This window comes from Lentzea waywayandensis (genome assembly GCF_900115955.1).
GTDB lineage: Bacteria > Actinomycetota > Actinomycetes > Mycobacteriales > Pseudonocardiaceae > Lentzea > Lentzea waywayandensis.
Window position 1 is genome coordinate 971632 of sequence record NZ_FOYL01000003.1, and the last position, 12938, is coordinate 984569.

Here is a 12938-nt window from a genome sequence, read left to right on the forward strand (position 1 = left end):
GACGGCCCGTGGAGAACAACCAAACGGCCGTCGTCACGGCTGACGACCTGGTGCGAGCACGCGAAAGGCTGCTCGTGCCAGGTCGTCGTCGCTTGGCCGCCGAACCTTTGCGCGAAGCACTCGTGGACCTGCACGAGTTCTGGTTGACCAAACATGCGGGGGGAGCGGGGATATCCGGATCGGGTATCGCGCTCGTGGCGGTCGGCGGGCTGGGGCGGCGCGAGCTCGTGCCCTATTCCGACCTGGATCTGGTCCTGGTGCACAACGGCGTCAAGAACGTCGATGAGATAGCCGAGAAGCTTTGGTATCCACTATGGAACTCCGGCATCGGGCTCGACCACTCGGTCCGCACGGTCGGGGAGGCCCTGAGGGTCGCGGCCGGTGATCTGCGGACCGCGCTGGGGCTGCTGGACATCCGCCACATCGCGGGCGACCACGAGGTCACCCAGAAGCTCGCCGAAGGCGCGAAGCAGGCGTGGCGCGGGAACGTGCGCAACCGGCTGGACGAGATCGCCGAGTCGTCGCAGAAGCGCTGGGCCCGCAGCGGCGAGATCGCGCACCGCGTCGAACCCGACCTCAAGCACGGCCGCGGCGGGTTGCGGGACGTCACGATCCTGGACGCGCTGTCGGTCGCGCAGGTGGTGGACAGACCGTCCGCCGACGTCGACGAGGCCCGCAAGCTGCTGCTGGACGTGCGCACCGAACTTCGCCGTGCCGCACGGAAACCGCGTGACGTGCTGCGGGCGCAGGACGGCGACGAGGTGGCCTCCGCGCTCGGTCTGACCGACCGTTTCGCTTTGGCACGTTCGCTTTCCTCCGCCGCACGCACTGTCGTCTACGCGTTCGACGTGGCGATGCGGACCGCCCGTGCGGCCGCCCCGAAACGGGGCCTCGGTGCGTTCCTGAGAGGACAGCCGCCGCGCAGGCCGTTGGACGAAGGCGTGGTGCTGCACGGGTCTGAGGTCTCGCTCGCCCGTGACGCGATTCCCAGCCGTGATCCGGCGTTGTTGCTCCGTGTCGCGACGGCGGCGGCACGCAGCAAGCATCCGATCGCGACGGGCACGTTGTCCCGGCTCGCGGACTCGGCGCCGGAGCTGCGCCAGCCGTGGCCCCGCGAGGCCCGCGAGGAGCTGCTGGCGTTGCTGGGCAGCGGCAGTGGACTCGTGGACGTCGTGGAAGCGTTGGACCGCACGGATCTGTGGGGCCGGCTGTTCCCCGAGTGGGGTGCGGTGCGGGACCTGCCGCCGCGCGACGCCGCGCACATGTGGACGGTCGACCGGCACCTGGTGCAGACCGTCGCTCACGCGGCCCGGCTCGTGACGACGGTGTCGCGGCCTGACCTGTTGCTGCTGGGCGCGTTGATCCACGACATCGGCAAGGGCCGCCAGCAGGACCACTCCGAGGTCGGGGCCGCGCTGGCGACCCAGATCGGGGAGCGGATCGGGCTGTGGCCGCAGGACGTCGAGACGTTGTCGATGATGGTGCGCCACCACCTCCTGTTGCCGCACACCGCGACCCGGCGCGACGTCGAGGACGAGGCGACCGTGCACCGGGTGGTGGAGACGCTCGGCGGCGACGCGGTTCTGCTGGAACTGCTGTACGCGCTGGCGGAGTCGGACTCCATCGCGACCGGGCCGGGCGTGTGGACGGACTGGAAGGCCGCGCTGATGGCCGACCTGGTCTCGCGCTGCCGCAAGGCGATGGCGGGCGAGCCGTTGCCCAAACCGGAACCGCTCGACCCCGTGCACGTGGCGATGGCGGAACGCGTTGCGGCGTCGGGAAAGCCGGACGTGCTGCTGGAGAAGCAGGACCACGCGGCGGTCGTGACGGTGATCGCGCCGGACCGTCCGGGACTGCTGTCCAAGGCCGCCGGTGTGCTCGCGCTGAACTCGCTGGAGGTCCACGCGGCGACGTTGCACTCGCACGGTGGCGCGACGGTGGACGCGTTCACGGTGTCGCCGCGGTTCGGCTCGCTGCCGGACGCGGCGCTGCTGCGCGAACAGCTGTCCAGGGCGATCGACGGCTCGTTGCCGCTGGCCGACAAGCTCGCCGCGAAGGAACGCGACTACGGCGGCCCGCCGCTCGACCCGCCGCCGTCGAAGGTGCTGTGGTTCGACGACGAGGCGACCGGCGCGGTGGTGCTGGAACTGCGGGCCGCCGACCGGATCGGGCTGCTGCACCGCGTGGCCGGTGCGCTCGAGCAGTGCGGCGCCGACGTGCAGTGGGCGCGCGTGTCCACGTTGGGCGCGACGGTCGTCGACTCGTTCAGCATCGCGGGCACCGACCTCGACCGGCGCCGGATCGAACGGGCGGTGCTCGACGCGGCCAGGTAGAGGTTGAGTAGCTCTACGCACAACCTCTCCGGGTGCTCACGCTCCTGCGCGGTTCCGAAACACGGCAGTGTTCGTGGTGTCCGGAAAGCGTCCTCGAGGGGTGGATCGCTTCCCGGACAGGCAGAGGGTGGTGGTGACGAGTGACGGCGCCGGGGGAGGTACCGCGCACTCGCACCACCGCCGCTGTTTCCCGGTTCTGACAACGAGACAGCTTCCTGGACAACCTTCGCGCCGTCCGGGCAGTGTCGGGGTTCTCGTTGTTCTGACTGGGGAGGAAGAACGTTGAGAACCGCAATGGTGGCCGCCGTCGTCGCGGCCCTGATCATTCCCGCCACCGCTCAGGCGGCTCCACTGGCCGTGGAGGACCTCGGCACGTTGCCGGGTGATCTCCGGAGCACCGCGATCGACATCAACGACGCCGGTTCGATCGCGGGCGTCTCCTACGGCACGGGAACCTCGCAGCACGCCGTGCGCTGGGACCGGTTCGACGGCATCAGGAAGCTCGCGGACCTCGGGTTCGACTCGCAGGCGAACGCGATCAACCGGGACAGCGTGGTCGCGGGCTACGCCGTGAACTCCTCCGGCCAGGCGCAGGCGGTGAAGTGGAACCCTTCCGGCGCGCTGGTGCAGCTGGCGGTGGCGGGCGCGACGAGCTCCGTCGCGTACGACGTCAACGACACCGGCACCGTCGCGGGGGCCGCCACGATCAACGGTGTGAGCCAGGCGGTCCTCTGGGACTCGATCGGTGACGCCACGATCCTGGGCGCGGGCAGCGCGCGGCACGTGACCGGCGCGGGCTGGGCCGTCGGGTACACCGGCAGCGACGTGGTCCGGTGGAACGCTTCCGGCGTGCGGACCGTGCTCGACACCGGCACGTTGCTCGCGGTCAACCAGCTCGCCGACGCGGGCGGCACCGTGGGCACCAACGGCGTGCTCTGGTTGCGCGACAACACTCGCACCCAGCTGGGTGCCGGCGCACGGCCGTTCGACATCAACGACAACGGGTTCGCGGTCGGCGAGCTCTCGTCGCAGGCGATCCGGTGGGACCTCTTCGGTGGCGGCAGTGCCGTGCTGGCGCCCGCACCTTCCAGTGCCGGCGAGGTGAACAACTCGGGTGTCGTCGCGGGCACCGTCGGCACCACGGCCGCGACCTGGACCATGGCGGGCACGCAGACCTTGCTGCCGACGCTGCCGGGTGCCGCACGTCACTCCGTGAGCGGGCTGAGCGAGGTCGGGCAGGTCATCGGCGTCGCGAACTTCGCCAACGGCACCTACCGCGCCGTCGTCTGGCGCTGAATCCCCGTGCATTTCGGCGGAAATCGGACCAAACTGAACGAGAAGGATGGTCAAGACGTCTTCTAGGACATGACCGCCGTGTTGAACACGCAAGCCGCAGTCGTCCGAGTGCGCCCGCGCTCGCTCGTAGTCCTCGCCGGGATCCCCGGCGCGGGCAAGACGACGCTGCTCACCCGCCTCGACGCGGACGAGCCGGTCACCGTGCTCGACTCCGACCAGGTGCGCAGCTGGCTGGAACCGCGCGTACCTCTGCCGTACAAGTACTGGCGCGTCTTCGTGCACCTCACGCACCGTTTGCGCGTCTTCTGGTCAGCGATGTTCTGCGCGGGCCTGCTGGTGGTGCACGAGCCGTCCACGCGGCCCGGCACGCGTTTCATGCTGGTGCTCGCCGGTCTGCTGTCGGGGCGTTCCCGTCACTTCCTGTGGCTGGACGCCTCGGCGGCCCAGGCCCTGGACGGCCAGATCGCCCGAAAGCGCGTCGTCCGCACTCACGCTTTCGAGCGACACGTCCGCCGCGGCTCGTCGATGCGCGCGCAGTTCGAGGCCGGTTGGGTGCCGTTCGGATTCAGCGGCGTGACGCTCCTCACCCGTGCGGGGACCTCGGGTGGTCTGCGCATCATGGTGTCGTGATCAAGGCTGTCCTCTTCGACTTCGCAGGCACCCTCTTCGGGCGCCCGACCTACCAATGGCTCTCGCCGCGGCACCTCACGGTGCTGCGCGCCCCGGCGCCGTTCGTGGCGCGAATGAACGCCGCCGAGCGCGCGGTGTGGGACGCCCGCGACCTCACCGCGCTGGCCAACCGCTCCGCCTACTGGACCCTGTTCCGGCTCGCGGGGCTCACGATGACCGACGAGTTGTTCCAGCGCCTGCACAACCCGGCGTTCTGGCTGCCCTACACCGACACGGCTGCGGCCCTGAACGCGGTGAAGCCGCTGAAGGTCGGGGTGCTGAGCAACATCTCGTGGGACATCCGCCGGGTGTTCGCGCGCGAGTCGCTGGCCGTGGACGCCTTCGCGTTGTCCTACGAGATCGGTGTCTCGAAGCCGTCCGCACGGGCCTTCGACGCCGCCTGCGTCCGGCTCGACGTCGAGCCGTCGGAGTGCCTGTACGTCGGCGACGATCCGGTGGCGGATGGAGCAGCGGTGTCGGCGGGGCTGCGGTTCGCGCAGATCTCCACTGCTCCCGTCGGACGTCGTGAGCCGGTGCTCCTGGATGCCCTGGCGAGCCACGGGATCGGGTGAACACGAGGTTAGCTAGTCTGGGAGGCGTGTTCTCCACGCTTTCCGACCGGCTGACCACGGTTCTCCAGGGCCTTCGCGGCAAGGGCCGGCTCAGCGACGCCGACATCGACGCGACCGCCCGCGAGATCAGGGTCGCCCTGCTCGAGGCCGACGTCGCGCTGCCCGTTGTGCGCAACTTCATCGCGAAGGTGAAGGAACGTGCCAAGGGCGCCGAGGTCCACCAGGCGCTGAACCCGGCGCAGCAGGTCGTGAAGATCGTCAACGAGGAGCTCGTCAACGTCCTCGGTGGCGAGACCCGCAGGCTGAACCTCGCGAAGAACCCGCCTTCGGTGATCATGCTGGCGGGTCTGCAGGGTGCCGGTAAGACGACGCTCGCGGGCAAGCTGGCGAAGTGGCTGAAGGGCCAGGGCCACACGCCGCTGCTCGTCGCCGCCGACCTCCAGCGCCCGAACGCGGTGACGCAGCTCCAGGTCGTCGGTGAGCGCGCGGGCGTGCCCGTCTTCGCTCCCGAGCCCGGCAACGGCGTGGGCAACCCCGTCGAGGTCTCGCGTCTCGGCATCGCGGAGGCCAAGGCCAAGCAGCACGACATCGTTCTCGTAGACACGGCCGGCCGGCTGGGCGTCGACGAGGAGATGATGCAGCAGGCCATCGACATCCGGGCCGCGGTCAACCCGGACGAGATCCTGTTCGTGGTCGACGCGATGGTCGGTCAGGACGCGATCAACACCGCCACGGCGTTCCGCGACGGCGTCGGCTTCACCGGTGTCGTGCTCACCAAGCTCGACGGTGACGCCCGCGGTGGTGCCGCGCTGTCGGTCCGCGAGGTCACCGGCCAGCCGATCCTCTTCGCGTCCAACGGCGAGAAGCTCGAGGACTTCGACGTCTTCCACCCGGACCGGATGGCGTCGCGCATTCTCGGCATGGGTGACGTCCTCACCCTGATCGAGCAGGCCGAGCAGCACTTCGACCAGGACCAGGCCGAGAAGGCCGCGGCGAAGCTGCACTCCGGCCAGTTGACGCTCGAGGACTTCCTGGAGCAGATGCTCGCGATCCGCAAGATGGGCCCGATCGCGAACCTGCTCGGCATGCTGCCCGGCGCCGGTCAGATGAAGGACCAGCTCGGCATGCTGGACGAGAAGCACCTCGACCGCATCCAGGCGATCATCCGCGGCATGACTCCGGCCGAGCGCGACGACCCCAAGATCATCAACGGGTCCCGCCGGCTGCGCATCGCGAACGGCTCCGGCGTCAAGGTCAGCGACGTCAACGACCTGGTCAACCGCTTCTTCGAGGCCCGCAAGATGATGGCGTCGATGGCCGGCCGGATGGGCTTCGGCGGCGGTGGCGGCAGCAAGACCCGCAAGGGCAAGAAGGGGAAGAAGGGCAAGGGCGGACGCGGCCCGACGCCCCCCAAGATCAAGGGCGGCTTCCCGCCCGGGATGTTCCCCGGCGGCATGCCCGGCATGCCTCCCGGCGGGATTCCGGGCATGCCTCCCGGTGGTGGCCTGCCGAACCTGGGCGGCCTGAACGAGCTTCCGCCCGGTTTCGACCCGTCGAAGTTCAAGTTCGACGGGGACGACAAGAAGAAGTGACCATGCACCTGCGCGGCGTCGTCCTGCCGGACGGCGAGCCGCGAGACCTGTGGGTCGTCAACGGCCGTGTCCGCACCCAGCCGGTGCCGAACGCGCAGACCGTCGTCGACGGCGGGTTCCTGGTTCCGGGCCTGGTCGACGCGCACTGCCACGTCGGCCTGGGCCCGCAGGGCGGCGTCGAGCTGCCCGAGGCCGTCGAGCAGGCGCTCACGGACCGCGCCGCGGGCACGTTGCTGATCCGCGACTGCGGCTCACCGATCGACACGACGCCGTTGCAGGAGCGCCTCGACCTGCCGCGGATCATCCGGTCCGGCCGGCACATCGCCCGCCCGAAGCGCTACATCCCGCACATCGGCGTGGAGATCGAGTCGGATCTCGCGACGGCCGTGGCCGAGCAGGCCGCGTACGGCGACGGCTGGGTCAAGCTGGTCGGCGACTGGATCGACCGCGGCGAGGGCGACCTCGCTCCACTGTGGACGGACGAGGAGCTGGCCCAGGCCATCAAGGTCGCCCACGCCGCCGGTGCGCGCGTGACGGCGCACGTCTTCGGTGAGGACGCGCTGCCGGGTTTGATCAACGCGGGCATCGACTGCATCGAGCACGGCACCGGCCTGACCGACGACACGATCTCGTTGATGGCAGAGCACGGCACCGCGCTGGTGCCCACGCTGATCAACATCGAGACGTTCCCCGGCATTGCGGACAAGGCCGGTAAGTACCCGAAGTACGCGAACCACATGCGTGACCTGCACGCTCGCGTCTCCACCACCGTGGCGTCCGCGATCGAGGCGGGCGTCCCGGTCTACGCGGGCACCGACGCGGGCGGTGGCATCCAGCACGGCCGCATCGTCGACGAGATCGTCGCGCTGCACGGCGTGGGGATGAGCGCTCTGGACGCCATCGGCGCCGCGTCGTGGGGTGCTCGCGAGTGGCTCGGCTTCCCGTCGCTGACCGAGGGCGCGGCCGCGGACATCGTCGTCTACGACGAGGACCCGCGGGAGAACCTCGAGGTTCTCCGCACGCCGCGCATGATCATGCTCAGGGGCCGGATCCACTAGTCCTGGAACTGGGCCATCGCACCGATCTGGTACGAGCCGCCCTTCTGGTGCGTGATGACGGCCATCCGGTTGGCGGCGTTGATCAGCCCGAGCAGGCAGATCAGCGCCGCGACCTGCTCGTCGTTGAAGTGCTTGCGGACGCCTGCCCAGGTCTCGTCGCTCACGCCGTCCCGGGTGAGCACGGTGCCCTCCTCGGTGAACGCCAGCGCGGCCTGCTCGGCCTCGGTGAACACCGTGGTCTCGCGCCAGCCGGCCACCAGGTGCAGGCGCAGCGGGTCCTCGCCGGCCGCGATGGCCTCCTTGACGTGCATGTCGAGGCAGAAGCCGCAGCCGTTCAGCTGGCTCGCCCGCAGGCTGACCAGTTCCGCCGTGATCGCGGGCAGCGACGTCTGGTGCACGGCCTGGCCGAGGCCCGCGAACCGCTTCGCGAGCTTGCTGCCGGTCTCGGTGCCGAAGAGGTTGAAGCGCGGTTCCATGAACTTTTCCTCCCTCGTGGACTTGCTTGACGACCACGAGATGCCGCTGCCCCGAATCCTGTGACTGTGATCCGGCCCACTGTCACAAACCGCCGTCGGCTGGTGTCTTGTGTCCATGGACGCCGCCACCGACACGTTCGTCAGCCACCGCAACCTCCTCTTCACGATCGCCTACGAGATGCTCGGCTCCGCCGCCGACGCCGAGGACGTGCTCCAGGAGACGTGGCTGAAGTGGTCGGGCGTGGACCACGGCGTGGTCGAGAACCACCGCGCCTACCTGGTCCGGATCGTCACCCGCCAGGCCCTCGGCCGCCTGCGCACCCTGGGCCGCCGCAAGGAGTCCTACGTCGGTTCGTGGCTGCCGGAGCCGTTGCTGACCGCCCCGGACGTCGCCGAGGACGTCGAACTGGCCGACAGCGTCTCGATGGCGGTGATGCTGGTCCTCGAAACCCTCACCCCGACCGAACGGGCGGTCTTCGTCCTGCGCGAGGTCTTCGACCTGGACTACGACGAGATCGCCGCCGCCGTCGACAAGAACCCGGCGGCCGTCCGCCAGATCGCCCACCGGGCCCGTTCGCACGTGGCCGCCCGCCGCCCGCGCGAGGTAGTGACCCAGGCGGCGTCCCGCGAGGCGCTGGCGGCGTTCCAGCGCGCCACCGAGACGGGTGATCTCCAGGGCCTGCTGGACCTGCTGGCACCGGACGTCGTGTTCCTCGGCGACGGCGGCGGCGTGAAGCAGGCCGTCCCGCGTCCCGTCGTGGGCGCCTCGAAGGTGGCGCGGATGCTGCTCGGCGGCCTGCTGAAGGTGACCGGATGGGCGATGGAACCTGCTCAGGTCAACGGATACCCGGCGCTGATCGTGCGGTTCGACGGCGAACTCGACACCGTGATCGCGGTGCGCGTCGAGGACGGCCGGATCAGCGGCCTGTACGCGGTGCGCAACCCGGCCAAGCTCTCGCACATGGAGCAGGAGACGACCCTGCGGCGCTGATGATCAGCGGCGCGGGGGTTTAGTAGCAGCCTTTGTCCGCCGATTCACTCACCAGGAGTGGGACATCCGGCGGGGACTCGATCTGACCATCTTTTGGCCAGGTGCTTGGCCCCGTTCGTGTCGGTGCCGCACAGTAACCTCGGACTCGGGGGCGGCAGCGTCCCCCAAGGGGGCTCGCGGTCCCCACTCCAAGCGTATCGCGAGGCACCGACAGCGCATCGGTGCTTCAGAAGCCGTCGATCGCGAGGTGGGCTGACCATGAGTGTGCCAGTGCCTGCTGTTCGTCCGCTGGCAGTCGCCGCGTGACTAGATTGCAGAGCGTGAGTGAAGCGGAATCCCTGAAGCCGAAGCGGGGCTTCATCGAGAGCGTGCGGGACATCAGCCGCAACCCGGAGCCGGAGCGGGTCGGCCAGCGCTGGGGGTTCGGCGCGTTCCTGCTGGTGGAAGCCGTTTTCATCCTCAGTGCCGTGTTCATCACGGCGATCGCCAAGCAGTTCGGTGTGAACCTGCTGGAGTCGGTGCCGCTGGTCCTGGTCGGCTCGATCGTGCCGACGGTCCTCGCGGCGGGCACTGCCATCGTGATCACGTACGTCCGCGGCAACGGCCCGAAGATCGACCTGCGCCTGAGCATGACGCGGGAAGACCTGGCCATCGGCCTGAAGCTCGGCATCCTCGGCCTCGTCCTCACCTACTCCGCCGCCACGATCTGGGCGAAGGTCGTCGGCGAGGAGAACGCCACGAGCGCGGTCGGCGACCTGCTGTCGGGCTCGAACCTGCCGCTCTCCGCGGCGATCACGATGTTCCTCTACGTCAGCCTCATCGGGCCGGTCTGCGAGGAGATCATCTACCGCGGCCTGCTGTGGGGCGCCGTCGAACGCCAGGGCTGGAGCCGCTGGGCCGCGTTCGGCCTCACCACGGTGATCTTCGCGATCGGTCACTTCGAGCCGCTGCGCACGTCGTTGCTGCTGGTGATCGCCATCCCGATCGGCATAGCCCGGCTGCTCACCCGCCGGCTCGGGGCGAGCATCGTGGCGCACGTGATGAACAACTTCCTGCCGGGACTCACGCTCCTGCTCGTCTCCGTCGGAGTCATGTGATGGACCTGAACAGCGACCTCGGCGAGGGCTTCGGCATCTGGAAGCTCGGCGACGACACCGCGCTGCTGGGCGTCATCACCAGCGCGAACGTCGCGTGCGGCTTCCACGCCGGTGATCCGTCCACGATGCGCAAGGTCTGTGAAGAGGCCGCCAAGAACGGCGTGAAGGTCGGCGCCCAGGTCAGTTATCGCGACCTGGCTGGCTTCGGGCGGCGGTTCATCGACGTCGACCCGGCCGAGCTGGCCGACGAGGTGCTGTACCAAATCGGTGCGCTCGACGCGTGCGCGCGAGCAGCAGGCACCGAAGTCGCGTACGTGAAGCCGCACGGCGCGCTCTACAACGCGACGGTGCACCACGAGAAGCAGGCCAAAGCCGTGGTCGACGGCGTCAAGGCGTTCAAGGACCTGCCGATCCTCGGCCTGCCGTTCTCCCATCTCCTGCACTGGGCGGAAGCCGCCGGCCTGCGTGCGGTGCAGGAGGCGTTCGCCGACCGCGGTTACCTCCCGGACGGAACCCTGGTGCCGCGCGGGCAGTCCAACGCCCTGCTCACCGACACGAAACAGGTCGTCGAACGCGCCGTGCGCCTCCTCTCGGGAGAGTTGGTCGCAGTCGACGGAGCGGTCATCAAGGTCCAGGCCGAGTCGTTGTGCGTGCACGGCGACACGCCAGGAGCGGTCGCGCACGCGCGTGCCGTTAGGGAAGCGCTCGGCACCGTGAAGCCGTTCGCGTAGGACCCGATTCGGATCCACCGGTTCCCATCTGGCAGAATTGCTCGCTGTCCGTCGTGGCCGGCCCCTCTGCCCGTGCCACGACTGTGCGAATCATCAACACAGAGCTTCGAGGAGTACCAGGCCAATGGCCGTCAAGATCAAGCTTCAGCGTCTCGGCAAGATCCGCCAGCCGTACTACCGCATCGTGGTCGCCGACGCGCGTACCCGTCGCGACGGCAAGGCCATCGAGACGATCGGCAAGTACCACCCCAAGGAAGAGCCGTCGTTCATCGCGGTCGACTCCGAGCGCGCGCAGTACTGGCTGGGTGTCGGCGCGCAGCCGACCGAGTCGGTCCAGCGCCTGCTGGAGATCACCGGTGACTGGCAGAAGTTCAAGGGCCTGCCGGGCGCCGAGGGCACGCTGCGGGTCAAGGAGCCGAAGACCCCGAAGGCCGAGCTCTTCGCCGCCGCGCTCGCCGCCGCGAACGAGGAGCCGATGACCGACGCCACCACGCCGAAGGCGAAGAAGGCCAAGAAGGCCGACGACGCCCCCAAGGCTGAGGCCGAGGCGCCCAAGGACGAGGCGTGAGTTTGTTGGCTGACGCCCTCGAACACCTCGTTCGCGGCATCGTCGACCACCCGGACGACGTCCGGGTGAACCTCGTCACGACCCGCCGCGGCCGCACCCTCGAGGTCCACGTCCACCCGGACGACCTCGGCAAGGTGATCGGTCGTGGCGGTCGCACCGCGACGGCTCTGCGCACCGTGATGGCCGGTATCGGCGGTCGTGGTGTCCGGGTCGACGTCGTCGACACCGACCGCTGAACGAAGCTGTAAAGGGCAAATGGACGTCGTCGTCGGCCGCGTGGCCAAGGCGCACGGGATCACTGGTGAACTCGCCATTGACGTGCGCACTGATTCACCCGAGTTGCGGTTCGCGCTCGGGCAGAAGATTCAGGCCAAGCTGCGTGACGGCACGTCCCGAAGCCTCACCGTGTCAGCCGCCCGGCCTCATGCCGGGCGGCTGCTCGTGCGTTTCGAGGAAGTCGTCACGCGCGATGTCGCGGAGTCGTTGCGCGGCACGTTGTTGCTGGGCAGCACGGACGACCTGCCGCCGACCGGCGACCCCGACGAGTTCTACGACCACGAGCTCGAAGGGCTCACGGCCGAACTCGTCGACGGCACGAAGATCGGCACGGTCAAGGAGATCCTGCACGGCCCCGGCGGCGAGTTGCTCGTGGTCATCCGTGACAGCGGCGAGGCGCTGATCCCGTTCGTGCGCGAGATCGTGCCCACTGTGGACGTTCGCGGCGGCCGTGTCGTGATCGACCCGCCAGAGGGCCTTCTCGATGCAGATTGACGTCGTCACGATCTTCCCCGAGTACCTGGCGCCGCTGCGTGCCGCGTTGCTCGGGAAGGCGATCGACAAGGGCCTGATCAGCGTCGGCGTGCACGACCTGCGTGACTGGACCCAGGACGTGCACAAGGCTGTCGACGACAGCCCGTACGGCGGTGGACCCGGCATGGTCATGAAGGCCGACATCTGGGGCCCTGCCCTGGATGACGTGTGCACGGACGAGACGCGTCTCATCGTGCCGACGCCGGCCGGACGTCCGTTCTCGCAGGAAGTCGCGCACGAGTACGCGAACGAGTCGCATCTCGTGTTCGCGTGCGGTCGCTACGAAGGTATTGACCAGCGTGTGGTCGATGACGCCGCACGGCGCGTTCGCGTCGATGAAGTGTCCATCGGGGACTACGTGCTGGTCGGTGGCGAGGTGGCGGTGCTCGCGATCGTGGAAGCGGTCGCACGGCTGCTGCCCGGCGTGCTCGGCAACCCGAAGTCGCACGCCGAGGACTCGTTCCAGGACGGGCTGCTCGAAGGGCCGAGCTACACACGGCCTGAGGTGTGGCGCGAGCTCGCGGTGCCGGACGTGCTGCGTTCGGGCAACCACAAGCTGATCAACCGCTGGCGACGTGACCAGTCACTCGCCCGCACCTTCGAACGGCGTCCTGACCTGCTGGAATCGCTGCCGGCGGAGGCGTTCGACAAGCACGACCGAGCCCTGCTCACGCGCCTGCGCGAGGGCGGGGAGTAGTCCGATTTCATTCCGGAGTGCCTGGTCTGGCACACTGGAACAGTTGCC

General features: G+C 69.2%; 14 protein-coding genes. 13 read left to right on the top strand and 1 reads right to left on the bottom strand.

Annotated elements, in window-relative coordinates; translation table 11 throughout:
• Positions 1-8: 8 nt before the first annotated feature.
• The 6 genes from BM417_RS15295 (at position 9) to BM417_RS15320 (ending at position 7520) form a co-directional block, all read left to right on the top strand.
• Positions 9-2333 carry a [protein-PII] uridylyltransferase gene (locus BM417_RS15295; protein ID WP_093593340.1) on the top strand — a complete coding sequence of 775 codons (2325 nt, stop codon included), beginning with the start codon at positions 9-11 and terminating at the stop codon, positions 2331-2333.
• Positions 2334-2615: 282 nt separating this feature from the next.
• Positions 2616-3629, top strand: a complete 1014-nt coding sequence (locus tag BM417_RS15300; RefSeq protein WP_143138658.1) for a hypothetical protein — start codon at positions 2616-2618, stop codon at positions 3627-3629.
• 69 nt (positions 3630-3698) lie between these two features.
• Positions 3699-4259, top strand: a complete 561-nt coding sequence (locus BM417_RS15305; RefSeq protein WP_093593346.1) for an AAA family ATPase — start codon at positions 3699-3701, stop codon at positions 4257-4259.
• Entirely contained in the window at positions 4256-4870 is a 615-nt protein-coding gene (locus BM417_RS15310) for an HAD family hydrolase (RefSeq protein ID WP_093593349.1), read from the top strand. The genes BM417_RS15305 and BM417_RS15310 overlap by 4 nt, the downstream gene beginning before the upstream one ends.
• Before the next feature lie 26 nt (positions 4871-4896).
• Positions 4897-6462 (top strand): signal recognition particle protein, encoded by a 1566-nt coding sequence (gene ffh / locus BM417_RS15315; RefSeq protein WP_093593352.1) that lies wholly within the window; start codon positions 4897-4899, stop codon positions 6460-6462.
• A 2-nt stretch (positions 6463-6464) separates the two neighbouring features.
• Positions 6465-7520 carry an amidohydrolase family protein gene (locus BM417_RS15320; protein ID WP_093593815.1) on the top strand — a complete coding sequence of 352 codons (1056 nt, stop codon included), beginning with the start codon at positions 6465-6467 and terminating at the stop codon, positions 7518-7520.
• Here BM417_RS15320 and BM417_RS15325 read toward each other — a convergent pair.
• Entirely contained in the window at positions 7517-7996 is a 480-nt protein-coding gene (locus BM417_RS15325) for a carboxymuconolactone decarboxylase family protein (protein ID WP_093593355.1), read from the bottom strand. The genes BM417_RS15320 and BM417_RS15325 overlap by 4 nt on opposite strands.
• A gap of 115 nt (positions 7997-8111) precedes the next feature.
• On the opposite strand from BM417_RS15325, the gene BM417_RS15330 reads away from it, so the two are divergent.
• From BM417_RS15330 to trmD, 7 genes are all read left to right on the top strand, one after another.
• The gene (locus tag BM417_RS15330; RefSeq protein WP_093593358.1) at positions 8112-8987 is read left to right on the top strand and encodes an RNA polymerase sigma-70 factor; all 876 of its coding nucleotides are present in this window, start codon (positions 8112-8114) and stop codon (positions 8985-8987) included.
• A gap of 320 nt (positions 8988-9307) precedes the next feature.
• Entirely contained in the window at positions 9308-10084 is a 777-nt protein-coding gene (locus BM417_RS15335; protein ID WP_322788955.1) for a CPBP family intramembrane glutamic endopeptidase, read from the top strand.
• Positions 10084-10815: a LamB/YcsF family protein gene (locus tag BM417_RS15340; RefSeq protein WP_093593361.1), complete on the top strand. Its 732-nt coding sequence runs from the start codon at positions 10084-10086 to the stop codon at positions 10813-10815. The genes BM417_RS15335 and BM417_RS15340 overlap by 1 nt, the downstream gene beginning before the upstream one ends.
• Positions 10816-10939: 124 nt before the next feature.
• Positions 10940-11383: a 30S ribosomal protein S16 gene (rpsP, locus tag BM417_RS15345; protein WP_093593364.1), complete on the top strand. Its 444-nt coding sequence runs from the start codon at positions 10940-10942 to the stop codon at positions 11381-11383.
• Entirely contained in the window at positions 11380-11619 is a 240-nt protein-coding gene (locus tag BM417_RS15350; protein WP_030468017.1) for an RNA-binding protein, read from the top strand. Before rpsP ends, BM417_RS15350 begins: the two co-directional genes overlap by 4 nt.
• 19 nt (positions 11620-11638) lie before the next feature.
• The gene (rimM, locus tag BM417_RS15355; protein ID WP_093593367.1) at positions 11639-12154 is read left to right on the top strand and encodes a ribosome maturation factor RimM; all 516 of its coding nucleotides are present in this window, start codon (positions 11639-11641) and stop codon (positions 12152-12154) included.
• A complete protein-coding gene (gene trmD, locus BM417_RS15360) occupies positions 12144-12890 on the top strand; it encodes a tRNA (guanosine(37)-N1)-methyltransferase TrmD (RefSeq protein ID WP_093593370.1) in 747 nt (248 codons plus the stop codon). Before rimM ends, trmD begins: the two co-directional genes overlap by 11 nt.
• Positions 12891-12938 lie beyond the last annotated feature (48 nt).

Coding starts and splice junctions, on each gene's coding strand:
- rpsP (WP_093593364.1), top strand. CDS start 10,940: ATGGCCGTCAAGATCAAGCTTCAGCGTCTCGGCAAGATCCGCCAGCCG.
- BM417_RS15325 (WP_093593355.1), bottom strand. CDS start 7,996: ATGGAACCGCGCTTCAACCTCTTCGGCACCGAGACCGGCAGCAAGCTC.
- BM417_RS15320 (WP_093593815.1), top strand. CDS start 6,465: ATGCACCTGCGCGGCGTCGTCCTGCCGGACGGCGAGCCGCGAGACCTG.
- trmD (WP_093593370.1), top strand. CDS start 12,144: ATGCAGATTGACGTCGTCACGATCTTCCCCGAGTACCTGGCGCCGCTG.
- BM417_RS15305 (WP_093593346.1), top strand. CDS start 3,699: ATGACCGCCGTGTTGAACACGCAAGCCGCAGTCGTCCGAGTGCGCCCG.
- BM417_RS15340 (WP_093593361.1), top strand. CDS start 10,084: ATGGACCTGAACAGCGACCTCGGCGAGGGCTTCGGCATCTGGAAGCTC.
- BM417_RS15330 (WP_093593358.1), top strand. CDS start 8,112: ATGGACGCCGCCACCGACACGTTCGTCAGCCACCGCAACCTCCTCTTC.
- rimM (WP_093593367.1), top strand. CDS start 11,639: ATGGACGTCGTCGTCGGCCGCGTGGCCAAGGCGCACGGGATCACTGGT.